The organism is Streptomyces sp. NBC_01217 (genome assembly GCF_035994185.1).
In the GTDB taxonomy this organism is placed as follows: domain Bacteria; phylum Actinomycetota; class Actinomycetes; order Streptomycetales; family Streptomycetaceae; genus Streptomyces.
In genome coordinates this window covers 4,444,795-4,461,479 of the sequence record NZ_CP108538.1, presented here as the reverse complement: position 1 = coordinate 4,461,479, position 16,685 = coordinate 4,444,795, and the positions used below count along the sequence as shown (strand labels likewise).

General features: G+C 67.5%; 16 protein-coding genes. 9 read left to right on the top strand and 7 right to left on the bottom strand.

The genetic code is table 11. The features are described 5' to 3' along the window. Window positions 1-422 precede the first annotated feature (422 nt). Entirely contained in the window at window positions 423-1,253 is an 831-nt protein-coding gene (locus tag OG507_RS19620; protein ID WP_327368496.1) for an IS5 family transposase, read from the top strand. On the opposite strand, the gene OG507_RS19615 is transcribed toward OG507_RS19620, so the two are convergent. Further along, window positions 1,171-1,737 (bottom strand): hypothetical protein, encoded by a 567-nt coding sequence (locus tag OG507_RS19615; RefSeq protein WP_327368495.1) that lies wholly within the window; start codon window positions 1,735-1,737, stop codon window positions 1,171-1,173. The two genes, OG507_RS19620 and OG507_RS19615, sit on opposite strands and share 83 nt — an antisense overlap. Window positions 1,738-2,173: 436 nt before the next feature. Next, window positions 2,174-2,908, bottom strand: coding sequence for a DUF5324 family protein (locus OG507_RS19610; RefSeq protein WP_327368494.1), 735 nt, complete (start codon window positions 2,906-2,908; stop codon window positions 2,174-2,176). A gap of 426 nt (window positions 2,909-3,334) precedes the next feature. On the opposite strand from OG507_RS19610, the gene OG507_RS19605 reads away from it, so the two are divergent. Further along, window positions 3,335-3,862: a peptidylprolyl isomerase gene (locus OG507_RS19605; RefSeq protein ID WP_327368493.1), complete on the top strand. Its 528-nt coding sequence runs from the start codon at window positions 3,335-3,337 to the stop codon at window positions 3,860-3,862. 152 nt (window positions 3,863-4,014) lie between these two features. Continuing rightward, window positions 4,015-4,917, top strand: a complete 903-nt coding sequence (locus OG507_RS19600; RefSeq protein ID WP_327368492.1) for a rhomboid family intramembrane serine protease — start codon at window positions 4,015-4,017, stop codon at window positions 4,915-4,917. A 388-nt stretch (window positions 4,918-5,305) separates the two neighbouring features. Here the strand turns inward: OG507_RS19600 and crgA are convergent, their stop codons facing one another. After that, window positions 5,306-5,560 carry a cell division protein CrgA gene (gene crgA, locus OG507_RS19595; protein WP_114245501.1) on the bottom strand — a complete coding sequence of 85 codons (255 nt, stop codon included), beginning with the start codon at window positions 5,558-5,560 and terminating at the stop codon, window positions 5,306-5,308. A gap of 141 nt (window positions 5,561-5,701) precedes the next feature. On the opposite strand from crgA, the gene OG507_RS19590 reads away from it, so the two are divergent. Genes OG507_RS19590 through OG507_RS19565 form a run of 6 tightly spaced genes read left to right on the top strand, consistent with a single transcriptional unit; the run spans window position 5,702 to window position 10,284 of the window. Beyond that, window positions 5,702-6,469 carry a DUF881 domain-containing protein gene (locus OG507_RS19590; protein WP_327368491.1) on the top strand — a complete coding sequence of 256 codons (768 nt, stop codon included), beginning with the start codon at window positions 5,702-5,704 and terminating at the stop codon, window positions 6,467-6,469. A gap of 26 nt (window positions 6,470-6,495) precedes the next feature. Continuing rightward, on the top strand, window positions 6,496-7,212 hold the full coding sequence (locus tag OG507_RS19585) for a class E sortase (RefSeq protein ID WP_327368490.1): 717 nt from the start codon (window positions 6,496-6,498) through the stop codon (window positions 7,210-7,212). Between the two features lie 56 nt (window positions 7,213-7,268). After that, window positions 7,269-7,451 (top strand): hypothetical protein, encoded by a 183-nt coding sequence (locus tag OG507_RS19580; RefSeq protein WP_327368489.1) that lies wholly within the window; start codon window positions 7,269-7,271, stop codon window positions 7,449-7,451. Next, a complete protein-coding gene (locus OG507_RS19575; protein WP_327368488.1) occupies window positions 7,448-8,086 on the top strand; it encodes an aminodeoxychorismate/anthranilate synthase component II in 639 nt (212 codons plus the stop codon). Before OG507_RS19580 ends, OG507_RS19575 begins: the two co-directional genes overlap by 4 nt. Continuing rightward, entirely contained in the window at window positions 8,083-9,528 is a 1,446-nt protein-coding gene (locus OG507_RS19570) for a class E sortase (RefSeq protein WP_327368487.1), read from the top strand. The genes OG507_RS19575 and OG507_RS19570 overlap by 4 nt, the downstream gene beginning before the upstream one ends. 27 nt (window positions 9,529-9,555) lie before the next feature. Continuing rightward, the gene (locus OG507_RS19565) at window positions 9,556-10,284 is read left to right on the top strand and encodes a class E sortase (protein WP_327368486.1); all 729 of its coding nucleotides are present in this window, start codon (window positions 9,556-9,558) and stop codon (window positions 10,282-10,284) included. Between the two features lie 131 nt (window positions 10,285-10,415). Here the strand turns inward: OG507_RS19565 and OG507_RS19560 are convergent, their stop codons facing one another. The 4 genes from OG507_RS19560 to OG507_RS19545 form a co-directional block, all read right to left on the bottom strand. After that, window positions 10,416-11,453, bottom strand: coding sequence for a restriction endonuclease (locus OG507_RS19560; protein WP_327368485.1), 1,038 nt, complete (start codon window positions 11,451-11,453; stop codon window positions 10,416-10,418). A 214-nt stretch (window positions 11,454-11,667) separates the two neighbouring features. Then, the gene (gene pknB, locus OG507_RS19555) at window positions 11,668-13,656 is read right to left on the bottom strand and encodes a Stk1 family PASTA domain-containing Ser/Thr kinase (RefSeq protein WP_327368484.1); all 1,989 of its coding nucleotides are present in this window, start codon (window positions 13,654-13,656) and stop codon (window positions 11,668-11,670) included. 167 nt (window positions 13,657-13,823) lie between these two features. Then, entirely contained in the window at window positions 13,824-15,281 is a 1,458-nt protein-coding gene (locus tag OG507_RS19550) for a peptidoglycan D,D-transpeptidase FtsI family protein (protein WP_327368483.1), read from the bottom strand. After that, window positions 15,278-16,678 carry an FtsW/RodA/SpoVE family cell cycle protein gene (locus OG507_RS19545; RefSeq protein ID WP_327368482.1) on the bottom strand — a complete coding sequence of 467 codons (1,401 nt, stop codon included), beginning with the start codon at window positions 16,676-16,678 and terminating at the stop codon, window positions 15,278-15,280. The genes OG507_RS19550 and OG507_RS19545 overlap by 4 nt, the downstream gene beginning before the upstream one ends. Window positions 16,679-16,685: the final 7 nt, after the last annotated feature.

Sequence of the window (16,685 nt, the reverse complement as noted above, 5' to 3'; positions counted from 1 at the left end):
TCTGCGGAAACGAGGTCAGAGGGGTCTTTTTTTGCGGCATCTACCCGTTGAGGCCGGGAGCAGGGCGACGTCCGGTGGCCCAGCGCAAGAACAGAGGACACGCGAGAACAGAGGACAACAGAGGCGCTCGCGTCAGTCGCCGACGACTCAGTGCGTTGTGGCAAACCGGATCTCGTTCGAAGCCTGCGGTGCGGGTGATCATTCGGACAGAGATGCCGGTGCGGTCGTGGGCATAGAGAAACGGGCCCCTTGGTAGTGACGTGGTTGTTGAGGCCGGTCACGAGCAAGGAGGCCCGTTGTCGGACGAGTTGACCATCTCTGCTGTGCCTGCGTCCACTGCGGTCACCCTTGGGTGTGACTGCTACGTGCACCGGTTCGGTTCGATCGCTGCGGGGCGGCGGGCAGGCTGCTATCCGAGTGACATGACGGACGCGGAGTGGGCCGAGGTCCGCTCCGTGATGCCGGTGCCGGCCTGGCTCCTGAAGCGGGGCGGGCGTCCGGAGGCGTTTTGCCATCGCGAGATGCTCGACGCGGTGCGCTACCTCGTCGACAACGGTGTGAAGTGGACGGCTCTGCCGGTCGACTTCCCGTACTGGCGGGCGGTCTACGATTTCTTCCGCCGCTGGCGGTCCTACGACTACGTGCGTGAGCTGTACGAACGCCTGCGACGCTCGGCGAGGGAACGCACGGGCCGCAACGCCGAGCCCAGTGGGGGGATCATCGACAGTCAGTCGGTGGACGCCTCCGAAACCGTCGGTGAGGACAGTCGCGGATACGACGGGGGCAAGTCATGTGACGGCCGCAAGCGCCACATCCTGACCGACACAGAGGGCCTGCTCCTGGAGGTCACCGTGACCACGGCCGACGTGCACGACTCCAAGGCCGCCCCCGCGCTGCTGGAGACGTTCATGGACCAGCCGGGCCGGCTGCTGAAGCTGGTATGGGTCGACAGTGCCTGCCAGGGGCCGGCCTTGGCGAAGGCGTTCGCCCGCCACGGAGTGCGCGTCGAGGTCGTGCGCCGCTCCGACGGACAACGCGGATTTGTCGTACTGGCCCGCAGGTGGGTGGTGGAGCGAACGCTGAGCTGGCTCTCCCGCTCACGCCGCCTCAACCGCGACCACGAACGCCGCCCCGATCACCACCAGCAGATGGTGTGGTGGGCCGCCGTGATCAGGCTGTCGAGGCGCCTGGCCGGGGACGCTCCGCACGGGCCGGACAAGCGCCCCGGCCGACTGCTCCGGGCGCGGGCATGAACCGTCCGTCCTTCGCCCGCAGCAGCCAGCCCCGCTTCTCCAGCACGTTGGCACGGTGACGGATCTTCTCCACCTCGTTCTTGATCTCCGCCTCCCGGCCCACCGCCCGCGTCAGCTCCACCCCGTTCACCGGCCCCGAAGCGGCCACCACCGCGGCGAACACCTCCCGATACAGGCCGCTGAGCACCTCTTCACCCATGCCCGACCGCCACACCGGCGGCCGCCCGCCCTGCCCCGCGCCCAAGCCGCTCGATCCCACAACAGCAGCCGCCTCACGACCAGACGGCACGGAAACCGGCGTATCAACCGTGCGCTCCTCCGCCAGCACCGACACGAGTTCCTCACGCCCCACCCGGGCCCGCTCGACCCGCTCCCGCGCGGCATCCACCTCCGCCTGAGCCTGCTCCAGAACCTCCGTCCAGGACTCCAGCTCCTGCCTCGCCCGCGCCTCACGCCGTTCCACCAACCCCAGCACCGACGGCATCGCACCCTCCTCGATCCACAACAAGCCGTCCGCTGCCTGCCCCTACTCCGTCGCGATCACGCCCCGCACACGAAGAAGCCCCTGCTCATCGAACAGGGACTCCCTTTGCCACAACGCACTCAGGTCGCAGGTACCTGGTGCGCGACGTCAGCGACCCGCGCTCCCTTCCTTCCGGCGCATGGACCTGCTCGGGCAGGTGGACCGGCCCCGGGAGGACGGAACCAGCCCGGTATGGGACACCGCATTCCGATGGAGCTCCGTGCCGCGGCCCCGGCAGGTCCACCGGCGGCTGATGTCCGAACCCGGCATCCGCTCACTCGTGGTCATCGGGTTGCTGACGAGAATGCCGGGCCGGCGCCGGCGCGCCGTGACAGGGAACGGGCGCCGGAGGACCTTGAAAGATCCTCCGGCGCCCGTTCCGTTGCGCGGGAGCCGTTCAGCGGCGGTCGTCGAGATCTGTGCCGTCCACACCCTCCGGGCCATCCGTCCTCTTGTTCTCCGTCTCCGCCTGCTTGGCCTGGACCTCCGGGTCGAGCGACGTCGGACCGCTGCCGTCGACCGAGGACAGCGGTGCGCGGTCGGAGACCTCAGTGGGAGCAGGCGGTTCGACCAGCCAGTCCGGGTTGGCCTGCTTGTCCCACCACCTCCAGGCGGCGTAGGCGGCGCCCGCCGCGACGCCGAGCACGGCGAGCCCCTTGAACAGCCGCCCTGCCTTCGCCCGCCGCTCGTGCTTCCTGGTCAGCTGCCTGATCTCCTTCGCGGTCACCTGGCTGCGCAGCGCTGCCAGTGCGGCGGCGCTGCGGGCCGTCGCCTCCTCGGCCACGGGCTGGGCGGCGGCCATCGCCTGCCCGACGCGCGGCACGGTGTAGTCCGCGGCGCTGCGGGCGGCCCGGCGGGTGCGGAGCGCGGCGCGCTGGGCGGCCTCGTCGACCTTCGGGGGTACATGGGCACGGGCCAGTTCGATACGTGGTGCGAGGTGCGCGTCGTACTGGACACGGGCCTGCTGGGCTGCCTTCGACACCTTCGGCGCGAGCAGTGCGCGGGCCTCGTACGCAAGTTGTGCGGCCTGGTCCTTGGCCGTGTCGGCGTAGGGCGCCACCACTTCCGCGGCGTGCTGCACGCTGTCCTTCGCCGAGTCGGTTGCGGCGCGCACGCTGTCGATGCGGGTCACGGGATCCTCCTCCTTGGTGGCGGGTGGATACTCCGCCTTTCCACCCATTTCGAGATCATGCCTGCCGGATGCCTGCCTGGCATGCGGGGCAGGCATCCGGGTCAATCAGGTCATCGGTGACGCCTTAGGGCAATGCGGTGCAAGGGGAGCTTGCCGACGACAATGCCACGGTTCGCTTCAGCCCGCGCCGGTTCGTCACGCACTTGGCCGCATTTGTTCCTGCGGGGAGCGGCACATGGGGGTTGCGGCGAAGGCGCGGGCGAGCGGGGCGGGATGGGGGCCTCGGTGGACGGGCGCGGAATCGGGCAAGAAGGTGAGCGAAGGGCGTTCCGGGTGGCGGCCGGGCGCCGGAGCGGACGGTCCGTGCGAGGATCGGTGGACGTCACTGAAGACTCAACGTCACTGAAGACTTACGGAAGGCAGATCGTGGCTGAGCAGCTTTACGCCACCTTGAAGACCAACCAGGGCGACATCGAGATCCGGCTCCTGCCGAACCACGCGCCCAAGACGGTCAAGAACTTCGTCGAGCTCGCCAAGGGCGAGCGGGAGTGGACGCATCCCGAGTCCGGCAAGAAGTCCACGGACCGGCTGTACGACGGAACCGTCTTCCACCGCGTCATCAGCGGCTTCATGATCCAGGGCGGCGACCCGCTGGGCAACGGCACCGGCGGCCCGGGGTACGAGTTCGGTGACGAGTTCCACCCCGACCTCAGCTTCAACAAGCCGTACCTGCTGGCCATGGCCAACGCCGGCCCGGGCACCAACGGCTCGCAGTTCTTCGTGACCGTTTCGCCGACCGCCTGGCTGACCGGCAAGCACACCATCTTCGGCGAGGTCGTCGACCCCGCCAGCCAGAAGGTCGTGGACGCCATCGCGGCCGCCAAGACCAACGCCCGCACCGACCGTCCGCTGCAGGACGTCGTGATCGAATCGGTCGTCATCGAGAACCGATGATCACCAATGGTCATCCGATGATCACGCTCTGATTGGCCTTTCGGGAACCAAGCGCCCTGCTCGTCCGTACTTGTTACATAACGGACGGGCAGGGCCGCGTTGCGCGTGCTGCCGCCACGAGAGCACCGAGGGGACCGGGAGTGATGGGACCGATGGACCAGAAGCCGCCGGGCGACCAGGACCGTTCCGCCGCCATGGACGGCTCGCTGAGCTGCTACCGCCACCCCGGCCGTGGGACGCACATCCGGTGCACCAGGTGCGACCGGCCGATCTGCCCCGAGTGCATGGTCAATGCCTCGGTCGGCTTCCAGTGCCCGGACTGCGTCCGCCAGGGCTCCGGTACGGGACACGGCCCGGCCGCCAATCAGCCGCGTACCGTCGCCGGCGGCGCCGTCACGGCCGACCCCCGACTCGTCACCAAGATCCTTCTCGGTATCAACGTCGCCCTGTTCATCGCCGTACAGGTGAGGGGTGAGGCACTGGTCAACGACCTGATGCTGCTCGGCCGCGCGACGACCTACTCCGGCGGGCCGGTGGAAGGCGTGGCCGAGGGCCAGTGGTACCGGCTGGTGACATCGATGTTCCTGCACCAGGAGGTGTGGCACATCATGTTCAACATGCTGGGGCTGTGGTGGCTCGGCGGGCCACTGGAGGCGATGCTCGGCCGCGCCCGCTACCTCACGCTCTACATGCTCTCCGGCCTGGCGGGCGGCGCCCTCACCTACTGGCTCTCCGCGCCCGTACAGGGCTCGCTCGGAGCCTCCGGAGCGATCTTCGGACTGCTGGGCGCCACCATCGTGCTCATGCGCCGGCTCAACTACGACATGCGCCCGGTCTTCGTGCTTCTCGCGGTGAACCTCGTCATCACCTTCAACCCCTGGGGCGGAATCGCCTGGCAGGCGCACGTCGGCGGTCTGATCGCGGGCACCGTGGTCGCGATCGGCATGGTGCACGCGCCCCGCGAGCGGCGCGCGCTGGTGCAGTACGGCACCTGCGCCCTGGTCCTGGTGGCCGTGGTCGCCGTCGTTTTCGCCAGGACGGCCGCGCTGACCTGAGCTCCCCCAAGGGTTTCCTTGGCCTTCTTTGTCGGCTCTCCGTGGGCTCTGTGGGGCTTCCTGAGGGCTTTCCGACGGCTTCCCGGGGGCTCCCAGGGTATTCCTTCGGTCAGTTGTCCACAGCGCGCGCCGGATCTTGTGCATTCTGTGGGAACAACTGTGCCCCTTGTCGCTGAGCTGGGTTTTTCCAGCAGAGACAAGGGGCACGCCATCCCTCCATGAGGGAGGCTGCAGTCACATCGGCGTCAACAGTCAGGGAGTTATCCACAGATCGTCTGACCTTTTCCCCCGCCTGTGGATAACTCTGTGGGTAACTTATCGCAAGGGTTGCGGGACCGGGCTCCGCTGTGGGATCAGGCGCCCTGCGGCCCCGCTTCCGCTGCGTGCCCTACTTCCACTGCGTGGAGACACCGAAGCCTCCGGCGATGAAGCCGAAGCCGACGACGATGTTCCAGTTACCCAGCGACTGGATGGGCAGATCGCCGTCGGTCACATAGAACACGACGATCCAGGCCAGGCCGATCAGGAAGAGCGCCAGCATCACCGGCGCCACCCAGCTTCGGCTGGTCAGCTTTATGTTGGTTGCCTGCTTCGCCGGAGGGGGCGTGAAGTCGGCCTTCTTGCGGATACGTGACTTCGGCACGAGGAACTCTCCTGTCGATGCGCTGCGTGACCGCGCAGGGAACTGTGGCTGGCGCCGGGGCAAGGCGCGAGGGGGAATGCTGCCTCCCCCGGGCGTCCGTTAGCGTAGTGCTTCCGTGGCGCCGAAGGAGATAAGGGTACGTTGAGCAATTCTGCCGACTCTCCCAGAGGACCGGTCCGGCGCACCTTCCGGCACCCGGTCAGGGTGCTCACCGCTGCCGTCTTCGCCCTCGCCGGACTGATCTTCGTCACCAGCGCCAACACGGCCAAGGGCACCAACATCCGTACCGACTCCTCGCTGCTGAAGCTCTCCGACCTCATCCAGCAGCGCAGCGGCAAGAACGCCCAGTTGGACGAGACCAACGCGTCGGTGCGCGAGGACATCGACACCCTCGTCCGGCGGGATGACGGCAGCACCGAGGCGGAGGACGCCCGGCTCAAGGAGCTGGAGAGGGCCGCGGGCACCACGAAGATCTCCGGCCGGTCCGTGTCCGTCACGCTCGACGACGCCCCGCCCAATGCCACCGCCAACCCCGGCTACCCCGATCCGCAACCCAATGACCTGGTCATTCACCAGCAGGACCTGCAGGCGGTCGTCAACGCCCTCTGGCAGGGCGGCGCCGAGGGCATCAAGGTCATGGACCAGCGGCTGATCTCCACCAGCGCGGTGCGCTGCGTCGGCAACACCCTGATCCTCCAGGGCCGGGTCTACTCCCCGCCGTACAAGGTCACCGCGGTCGGTGACCCGGGCAAGCTCAAGCAGGCGCTCGACGACTCCCCGGCGATCAGCAACTACCTGCTGTACGTGAAGGCCTACGGGCTCGGCTGGAAAGTCGAGGAGCGCGAGGCGGTGACTCTTCCCGGCTACTCGGGCACAGTGGATCTCCACTATGCGGAGCCGGTGAAGTAGCAAGCAGCTGTGGGGAGGCCGACGCGGTGTCGGTGCGACTGATCGTGAGAACGTTCAGCGAACTCTGCATCACCGTCGGCGCCGTGATCGTGCTCTTTGTGGTGTACGTGCTGTTCTGGACGGGCGTGAAGGCCCAAGGAGCGACCGAGGGGCAGATCGACACCCTCCGCGACCAGTGGGCGCAGGGCACGGTGTCGGCACCTGCGCCGGACGCATCCCCGACTCCGGACGCGTCCCCTACGCCGTCGACGCCGCCCGCGCCTGCGGCGTACCGGGACGGGAAGCCGTTCGCGATGCTGTACATACCCCGCTTCGGCAAGGGCTGGGAGTGGCCCGTCCTGGAGAACACCGAGGTCAGGACCTTGCGCAGGGGGCTCGGTCATTACGCGGGGACCGCCCGCCTCGGCGCGACGGGCAATTTCGCGGTGGCCGGACACCGTCGCACCTACGGGGATCCGTTCAAGGACTTCCCGAAGCTGCGGCAGGGCGACGCGGTGGTGCTGACGGACGGGACGACGTGGTTCACGTACCGCATCGACAAGAAGCCCTACCGGACGGTGCCGAGCGACACCGGGGTCATCGACCCGGTCCCCCGCAAGTCCGGTTTCGACGGGCCGGGCCGCTATCTGACGCTGACCACCTGCGACCCCGAATGGGGCAGCAGCCACCGGCTGATCGCCTGGGCGCACCTCGATGCGACCCAGCCTGTGACCGACGGCAGGCCGACAGCTTTCCACAGCTGACCCACGCTTCTGCCCCGGCCCTTTAGTCTGGTCCCGTACCGAATGGAGGGGACAGCATGTACGGCTGGATCTGGCGGCATCTGCCGGGCAGCGCATGGGTGCGTGCGCTCATCTCGCTGGTGCTGGTGCTGGCTGTCGTCTACGCGCTTTTCCAGTACGTCTTCCCGTGGGCGGAGCCGCTGCTGCCGTTCGGCGATGTGACGGTCGACGGCTCGACCGGGACGGAGGGCGGCCAGTGAGCGCCCGCATCCTCGTCGTGGACAACTACGACAGCTTTGTCTTCAACCTCGTCCAGTACCTCTACCAGCTCGGCGCCGAGTGCGAAGTGCTGCGCAACGACGAGGTGACCACGGCACACGCCCAGGACGGCTTCGACGGCGTACTGCTGTCGCCCGGTCCCGGTACGCCGGAGCAGGCGGGTGTCTGCGTCGAGATGGTGCGCCACTGCGCGGCGACGGGCGTCCCGGTCTTCGGGGTCTGCCTCGGGATGCAGTCGATGGCGGTGGCGTACGGCGGTGTGGTGGACCGGGCCCCGGAGCTGCTGCACGGCAAGACCTCGCTGGTGAACCATGAGGGCACCGGGGTCTTCACCGGTCTGCCGTCGCCCTTCACCGCGACCCGCTACCACTCGCTCGCCGCCGAACCCGACACGGTTCCCCCGGAGCTTGAGGTGACGGCTCGTACTGCCGACGGCATCATCATGGGGCTGCGCCACCGCGAACTGGCGGTGGAGGGTGTGCAGTTCCACCCGGAGTCGGTGCTGACCGAGCACGGCCATCTGATGCTGGCCAACTGGCTGGCCCAGTGCGGCGACACGGGAGCCGTCGCGAGGTCGGCGGGGCTTGCGCCGGTGGTGGGCAAGGCCGTCGCGTGACCGCACTCCGCCCCGAACATGACGCCGGACAGGACAGCCCGTACGAGCAGGGAGCGTACGAGGCCGCAGGCGCGTTCGAGGCGGCGGTCGACCAGCTGGCGGATCCGCTGAACGACCCGCTGCCGGGGCAGGAGCGGGCACGGGGGCGGGGGCTGCACCGGGCGCCGGATCAGCCGCCGCAGGAACAGAGACAGGCGCGGGCCCGGACACAGGCGCAGGAACAGGCGCCACACGGGGCGCAGAGGCCCGAGGAGACCCCGCCGGAGTGGTACGACCCCGAGGGGTTCGAACGGGACTGGTACGGGCAGCAGACGCCCGCGCCGTCCCCCGCGTCGGCACCCGTGTCTGCGTCCGCGCCGACACCTGCGTCAACGCCTGCGTCAACGCCTGCGTCGACGCACCGGGCGCAGCCCGTCACCCGCGCCTTCCCGCTCGACGACGAGACGGTTGGTCTGCGGACGGCGGACACCCGGCGCCTGGTCGACCAGGCGGTTCCGGTGACGATGCCGGAGCCGATGTCGGCACCGGGACCGGGATCGGTGAGCGATGCGGAGAGTTTCGCGGAACCGGGCGCGGGGCCCGAGAGCGTTGATCCGGAACCGCGCACCGGAGGCCGCGCCGAGCGGCGGCGCGCTGCCAAGGGGCGCGGCCGTAGGCGTACCGGACCGCAGCCGGAGAGCATGGCGTCAGCCACGGAGCCGGCCGCATCGGCTTCGGCCGCGAAGCCGATGTCGCGCGTCGAGGCACGGCGTGCGGCGCGTGCGGCCAAGGACAGTCCGGCCGTTGTCGCCAGTCGGGTCGTCGGGGAGCTGTTCATCTCGCTCGGCGTGCTGATGCTGCTGTTCGTGACGTACCAGCTGTGGTGGACGAATGTGCGCGCCGACCAGTACGCCGGCAAGGAGACGCACAAGATCCAGGACGACTGGGCGAAGGGTGACCGCAACCCCGGTGCGTTCGAAGCGGGGCAGGGATTCGCCATCATCCACATCCCGAAACTGGATGTGGTCGTTCCGATCGCCGAGGGCACCAGCAAGGAGAAGGTCCTCGACAGAGGCATGATCGGTCACTACAGCGAGGGCACGCTGCGCACCGCGATGCCGTCGGCCAAGCAGGGCAATTTCGCGCTGGCCGGTCACCGCAATACGCACGGAGAACCGTTCCGCTACATCAACCGGCTGGCCCCCGGTGACCTGATCGTGGTCGAGACGCAGGACGCGTACTACACGTACGAGGCGACGAAGACTCTTCCGCAGACATCGCCGTCAAACGTCTCCGTGATTGGTCCGGTTCCGCCGGGTTCGGGGTTCACCGGGCCGGGCCGGTACATCACTTTGACGACCTGTACACCCGAATTCACGAGTACGTACCGTTTGATCGTCTGGGGCAAGATGGTCGACGAACGGCCGCGCAGCAAAGGGAAGCCCGACGCGCTCGTCGGCTGAAACATCATCACGACAGGGACGGGTGCGGTGACAGCGAGGACCGAGCAGGAAGAGCGCGTAGGTGAGTCCGTGCCCCCGCCGCGGCGCAGTGGCCGCCATCCCGTGGCGACTGCGGTCAGTGTCTTCGGTGAACTGCTGATCACCGCAGGCCTGGTGCTGGGGCTCTTCGTCGCCTACTCCCTCTGGTGGACCAATGTGCTCGCCGATCGCGAGGCCACCAAACAGGGCCACACCGTCCGCGACCGCTGGGCGGGCGGGCCGGGCGCGCTGGACACCAAGGACGGCATCGGCTTCCTGCACGTCCCGTCGATGAAGAACGGCGAGGTGCTGGTCAAGAAGGGCACCGACACCGGGAACCTCAACGACGGCATCGCGGGTTACTACACGGACCCGGTGAAGTCGGCTCTCCCCTGGGACGAGCAGGGCAACTTCACCCTGGCGGCACACCGCGACGGGCACGGGGCCAAGTTCCACAACATCGACAAGGTGAAGACGGGGGACGCGGTCGTCTTCGAGACCAGGGACACCTGGTACGTCTACAAGGTCTTCAAGGAACTGCCCGAGACGTCGAAGTACAACGTCGACGTGCTGGAGGCGGTACCGAAGGGATCGGGAGCGAAGAAGCCCGGCCGCTACATCACGCTGACGACCTGCACACCTGTCTACACGTCGAAGTACCGCTACATCGTGTGGGGTGAGTTGGTGCGTACGGAGAAGGTGGACAAGGACCGTACGAAGCCGGCGGAGCTGCGCTGAGACAGGGACTGAAGTCCCAAGAGGACCTCGATCGGGCCGACTTCACGGAGCAGGCCCGTAGGATGGCGAAGGCCCGAAGCCGCAACTTCTTCTTGCGGCTTCGGGCCTTCGCGTCCACGGGTCGCTGTCGGCTACCTCAGGATCGCAAGCGTTACTCCAGCGCTCCACTTTTCGAGGTGAGCGCGGTCGACGAGGGTGATGCCGTGGGTCTCGGCGATGGCGCGTGCCTCGGGTGTGAAGGAGGTCGTGGCGACGAAGAGAGCCACATCGGCCCCGTGCTGGACGAAAGAGGCGCCGAGGAACTTCTGCAGCTCGCCGCTCCACACCGGACGGTAGGGCGCGAAGCTCTTGCACTGAACGACGATGCTCCGGCCGTCCGCGGTCACCGCTGTGACATCCACACCCCGGTCGCCGCGGCCGCCGTGCACCACGACGTCCGCGCAGCCGTCGCGACGGAGCAGCGCGGCGACGTGGTGCTCGAACTCCCGCCAGTTCATGGCATCGATGGACGCCATGACTCCGGTGTACGGGCGCGGGCCCTGGGCGTGCTCAAGATGCCTGAGCCTTCGGTGGTGGTTGCAGAGCTTCCGCTCGACCTTCTCGACGTCGTTCCGGAGCGAGATCAGCTCTTTGCGGTGCTCGCCGGAGGCCTCGATGAGGGTGTTGAACATGGGGACGACGGTCTTGCCGAGGATGTGGGTGATGCGTCGGTCGATGCGGTCGTCGAGGTACTCAGGTCCCCTGTGGACAGAGTTGTCCACAGGCTGAGTCCGCGCCACGTACTCCATGTCAAGCAGGTATGTACGCACCTGACGTGCGACTTCGCTGTCCCGGAGGAGCATGGCGACGTTGAGTACCGTCCGTCGGGAGAAGACCGCGATCGCCCGTGAGCGGGACTGAATTCCACAGGCCCCCTTGAAGAGGGCCAGTCGCGTGCCTGTCAGAACATGGAGGCCATTGGAGTCCAGCTCCTCTCTGTGGTCCTCCATAACGGACTCAAGGGTCTTCACGGCCACCTCGAAGTATGCCGCGACCATCGCCGTGGTCACGTGCATGCCGTCAGGCAGCAGCGAGAGCGCCTTGACCTTGTCGAGCACCTCTGTCCGGCCGGCGACGTCATTGCGTAGAGACCTCGACTCCAGCAGTACCGCATCGTTGATCACGTTCATGCCCTCTCGACTCGTCTCGGATGTTGGTGCGAGCTGGGGGTGGGGCCTGAACCCCCACGTCACCCCATCGGTCCAACGATTCAGGACATATGAAGACACGATCGGTATACGGCTGCATGTGCGGTATGCCGGGCAACTGGTACGGCGGCGGACACGGCAAAGGGCCCCGGTCACCTTGCGGTGAGCGGGGCCCGATGGGTGGTTCTGCTCGGGGTCAGTCCCGTGAGCCGGACGGGCCGCCGAAGATGTTGCCGTTCCCACCGCCCGGCATGGTCTGGACGGTGACCGCGCTGTTCTTGTCGACCGGCTGGTTCGCACCGGGCTGGAAGCCGACGATCTTCGCGTTGTCGTCATTGGGGCCCTGCACCGGGCCGAGCTGCAGACCCGCCTGAGCCAGCAGGCCCTTCGCCTCCGCGAGGGTCCTGCCCATCAGATCGGGAACCGTAGTCTTCTCCGGCTGCGGCGGGCCCTTCGAGACCTTCAGGACGATCTGGACGTCCCCGGCCTGCTTGCCGGCCTCGGGGGACTGCTCGACCACGGTGTCCACCGGCTGGGGCGAGTCGATGTCGACACGCTGGATGTTTGTGAACCCGATGCCCTTGAGCTGCGCCTCCGCATCCTGGTACGTACGGTTACGGACGTTGGGGAGGTCCAGGAGGGCCTGCTTGGCGACCGTGATCGTGACCTCGGAGTTCTTCTCGGCCTTCGCGCCGCCCTCGGGGACCTGCTTGATGACCGTACCCGCGGGCTTGTCGGACTCGGCTGCGGTGACGTTCACCGCGAAGCCCTTGTCCTCAAGGTCCTTGCGGGCGGTCGCCTCGGTCTTCTCCACGACGTCCGGGACCTCGACCTTCGGCGCACCGGTGGAGACGACGACCGTGACGGTCTCCTGCTCCGCCATCTTGCCGTCGGCTGCCGGGGTCTGGCTGCAGATCTTGCCCTTGGCCTGGTTCTCGCAGGGTTCGCGCGAGCCGACCTTGAGGACGACACCGGCGTTGTCCGCGAGTTTCTGTGCTTCCTTCACGGTCGAGCCGACCATGTTCGGCACATCGACCCTGCCGTCGCCGCTGTTGTTGTCGCTGAACACCGACCGGCCGATCAGGATCGCGCCGATCAGCACCAGGACGCCCGCGACGATCAGCAGGATCGTCGAGGTGTTGCTCTTCTTCTGGCGGCGGCGGTCCGGGCGGTCGTCGTAGCCGTAGCCGCCGTCGTCCGGGTTGACCGGGTTGACCGGGGGCAGCATGGACGTGGGTGCGCCGTGCTGGTCCGTGGCGCGCAGAGCGGTGGTGGGCTGGTCGTTGCCGTATCCGTCGTAGCCGCCGTAACCGGGCGCGCCCATCGCCGCGGTGGCGGCGACCGGCCGGCCGTCGAGGCAGGCCTCGATGTCGGCGCGCATCTCGTCGGCCGACTGGTAGCGGTAGTCGGGGTCCTTGACCAGGGCCTTCAACACGATCGCGTCCATCTCGGGCGTGATCTCGGGGTCGAAGTTGCTGGGCTTCTGAGGCTCTTCCCGTACGTGCTGGTAGGCGACCGCGACGGGGGAGTCCCCGATGAACGGCGGCCGGACCGTCAGCAGCTCGTAGAGCAGGCAGCCGGTCGAGTAGAGGTCGGAGCGGGCGTCGACCTGCTCGCCCTTGGCCTGCTCCGGGGAGAGGTACTGGGCGGTGCCGATGACGGCCGCGGTCTGGGTCATCGTCATGCCGGAGTCGCCCATGGCGCGGGCGATGCCGAAGTCCATGACCTTGACCTGGCCGGTGCGCGTCAGCATGACGTTCGCCGGTTTGATGTCGCGGTGGACGATGCCCGCGCGGTGCGAGTACTCCAGCGCCTGGAGGATGCCGACGGTCATCTCAAGGGTGCGCTCGGGCAGCAGTCTGCGGCCGGAGTGCAGGAGTTCCCTGAGCGTCGACCCGTCGACGTACTCCATGACGATGTACGGGATGGAGACCCCGTCGACGTAATCCTCGCCGGTGTCGTAGACAGCGACGATCGCCGGGTGGTTGAGCGAGGCGGCGGACTGGGCCTCACGGCGGAACCGGGCCTGGAAGGACGGGTCGCGGGCCAGATCGGCCCGCAGTGTCTTCACAGCTACGGTGCGGCCGAGCCGGGTGTCGTGTGCGAGGTAGACCTCGGCCATGCCACCACGGCCGAGCACCGAGCCCAGCTCGTACCGGCCGCCGAGGCGACGCGGCTCTTCCATAACTGTTCCAGCCCTCTCCGTCAGTCCCGACCGCACCGGTGTGCGGTCCGGCGGTGTGCTGCTCGCGCATACGCTACCGGCCGCACACCACCTGATCGGCCCGGAGTCCGGACCTGATATCTGACCGGTATCCCAATGTGCAGGTATGGCACCCGATGTGACGGGCATCACTTCTTGCTGTCGATGACTGCCTTCATCACAGCCTGTGCGATCGGGGCGGCCAGACCGCCACCGGAGATGTCGTCGCGGTTGGCCTGGCCGTCCTCGACGACCACGGCGACGGCGACCGGGGAGCCGCTGTCGGTCTTGGCGTACGAGATGAACCAGGCGTACGGCTTCTCGCTGTTGTTGAGACCGTGCTGGGCCGTACCGGTCTTGCCGCCGACGGTGACACCCGGGATCTTGGCGTTCTGCCCCGTGCCGCTCTCGACGACGGTCTGCATCATCTCCTGCAGCTTCTGGGCGTTCTCACCCGAGAGGGGCTGGCTGAGCTGCTCCTTCTCGTGGGTGTAGATGACGTCCAGGTTGGGGGCCTGGCGATCGGCGACCATGTACGGCTGCATCAGCTTGCCGTCGTTGGCGATCGCGGCGGCGACCATCGCCATCTGCAGTGGGGTGGCGCGGTTGGACGCCTGACCGATGCCGGCCATGGCGTTCTGCGGGCGGTTGTCCTTGGGGTAGACGCTGGCGTCGGCCCGTACCGGAGTGAAGATCTCCTTGTTGAAGCCGAACTTGTTCGCTTCCTCGATCATCTTGTCGTTGCCCAGGTCATCGCTCATCTTGCCGAAGACCGTGTTGCAGGACCAGCGGAGCGCCTCGCGGAGCGAGGCGTTCTTGCACGGGATGTTGCCCTCGTTCTCCAGGTCACTGCTGGTCAGTGGGAGCCGCCAGGGCAGCGGCGACTTGGTGGCCTCGTCGATGTTGGTGTACAGCCCGTTCTCCAGCGCGGCCGCGGCGGTGACGACCTTGAAGGTCGAGCCGGGCGGGTAGGTCTCGCGCAATGCCCGGTTGAGCATCGGCTTGTCCTTGTCCTTCAGGAGCTGCTGCCGGGCATCCGCGTCTTTGAGGGAATTGCCCGCGAAGACCGAGGGATCGTACGAGGGGGTGCTGACGAGGGCCAGAATGGCGCCGGTCTGCGGATCGATTGCCGCTGCGGCACCCTTCTTGTCACCGAGTCCCTTGAAGGCGGCCTTCTGGGCGGCGCTGTTGAGAGTCGTGACGATGTTGCCGCCGGTCTTCTTCTCGCCGGTGAAGAGGGACAGCGTGCGGTCGAAGAACAGCTGGTCGCTGTTACCGGTGAGGATTCCGTCCTCGATGCTCTCCAGCTGTGACGCGTCGAAGGCCTGCGAGGAGAAGCCGGTCACGGGGGCCCACATGGGGCCGTTCTTCCAGACCCTCTTGTACTTGAAGTCGCTGCCCTTGGTCTCGACGGACCCGGTGACGGGTTCTCCGTCGACGATGATGTTGCCGCGTTCGTGCGCATACCGCTCGATCTGGACACGGCGGTTGTGCTCGTTCGCGTTCAGTTCGTCGGCACGTACGTACTGGAGCCAGTTGACGCGGACCAGGAGAGCGAGGACGAGCAGCCCGCAGAAGATCGCGATCCTGCGAAGGGGCTTGTTCACGGTCGGACCACCTGGGTCATCTCGGCGTCGGGTGACGGGGCTGGGGCCGGCGCCGGGCGGCGCGCGGTGTCGCTGATGCGGAGCAGGATGCCGATCAGGGCCCAGTTGGCGATCACTGACGATCCGCCTGCCGCGACGAACGGCATGGTCATACCGGTCAGCGGAATGAGTCCCATGACACCGCCGGCAACGACGAAGACCTGAATGGCAAAGGAACCGGAGAGGCCGATCGCGAGGAGCTTGCCGAAGGGGTCGCGGGCGGCGAGCGCGGTGCGGACACCGCGCTCGACGATCAGGCCGTAGACGAGAAGGACGGCCATCATCCCGGCGAGGCCGAGCTCCTCGCCGACGGTGGCGAGGATGAAGTCGGAGTTGGCGGCGAAGCCGATCAGGTCGGAGTTGCCCTGGCCGAGGCCGGTGCCGAGGGTGCCGCCGGAACCGAATGCCATCAGGGACTTGGCCATCTGCTCGCTGGCGGCCAGCTTGCCCCATCCGGCGAACGGGTCGAGCCAGGCGGTGACGCGCTGCTGGACGTGCGGTTCGAATGTGGCCACGCCGACGGCGCCGGCTGCGGACATCAGCAGGCCGAAGACGATCCAGCTGGTGCGCTCGGTGGCGACGTACAGCATGACGACGAACATGCCGAAGAACAGCAGGGAGGAGCCGAGGTCGGTCTCGAAGACCAGGATGAGGATCGAGAAGGCCCAGACCATGAGGATCGGCCCGAGGTCCCTGCCCCGCGGCAGATAGAGACCCATGAAGCGGCGGCTGGCCAGGGCCAGCGCGTCGCGCTTGACCATGAGGTAGCCGGCGAAGAACACCGCGATGATGATCTTGGCGAACTCCCCTGGCTGGAGCGTGCCGACGCCGGGGATCTTGATCCAGATCTTGGCGCCGTTCACGGCGGGGAAGAACATCGGAAGGATCAGGAGGAACAGCGCCACCAGCATGGAGATGTAGGTGTAGCGCTGCAGAATGCGGTGGTCCTTGAGGGCCACCAGCACGACGATCAGCAGCGCGACGCCCACTGCCGAGAACAGCAGCTGCTTGGAGGCGGCGGGCGCGAAGTTCGGGGTTGCCTGGAACCGTTCGGACTGGTCCAGACGCCAGATGATGGCCAGTCCCAGCCCGTTCAGCAGCGTCGCCAGCGGAAGCAGCAGCGGGTCCGCGTACGGGGCGAACCTGCGGACGGCGAGGTGGCCGATGCCGCCGAGCAGGGCGAGCCCGAGTCCGTACCCGAGCATGCCCGAGGGCAGTTCGCCGTTGAGAGCGAGGCCCACGTTGGCGTACGCGAACACCGAGATGAAGACGGCGAAGAGAAGCAGAACCAGTTCGGTGTTGCGACGGCTCGGTGCGTCGATCGCGCCGATCGTGGTCGTATTGGTGACAACGCTCATGGTGCTG

What these genes read in the sequence shown, in the direction of transcription:
- OG507_RS19620 (WP_327368496.1), top strand. Translation starts at nt 423, where the DNA reads ATGACGGACGCGGAGTGGGCCGAGGTCCGCTCCGTGATGCCGGTGCCG.
- OG507_RS19615 (WP_327368495.1), bottom strand. Translation starts at nt 1,737, where the DNA reads ATGCCGTCGGTGCTGGGGTTGGTGGAACGGCGTGAGGCGCGGGCGAGG.
- OG507_RS19600 (WP_327368492.1), top strand. Translation starts at nt 4,015, where the DNA reads ATGGACCAGAAGCCGCCGGGCGACCAGGACCGTTCCGCCGCCATGGAC.
- OG507_RS19580 (WP_327368489.1), top strand. Translation starts at nt 7,269, where the DNA reads ATGTACGGCTGGATCTGGCGGCATCTGCCGGGCAGCGCATGGGTGCGT.
- OG507_RS19560 (WP_327368485.1), bottom strand. Translation starts at nt 11,453, where the DNA reads ATGAACGTGATCAACGATGCGGTACTGCTGGAGTCGAGGTCTCTACGC.
- pknB (WP_327368484.1), bottom strand. Translation starts at nt 13,656, where the DNA reads ATGGAAGAGCCGCGTCGCCTCGGCGGCCGGTACGAGCTGGGCTCGGTG.
- OG507_RS19545 (WP_327368482.1), bottom strand. Translation starts at nt 16,678, where the DNA reads ATGAGCGTTGTCACCAATACGACCACGATCGGCGCGATCGACGCACCG.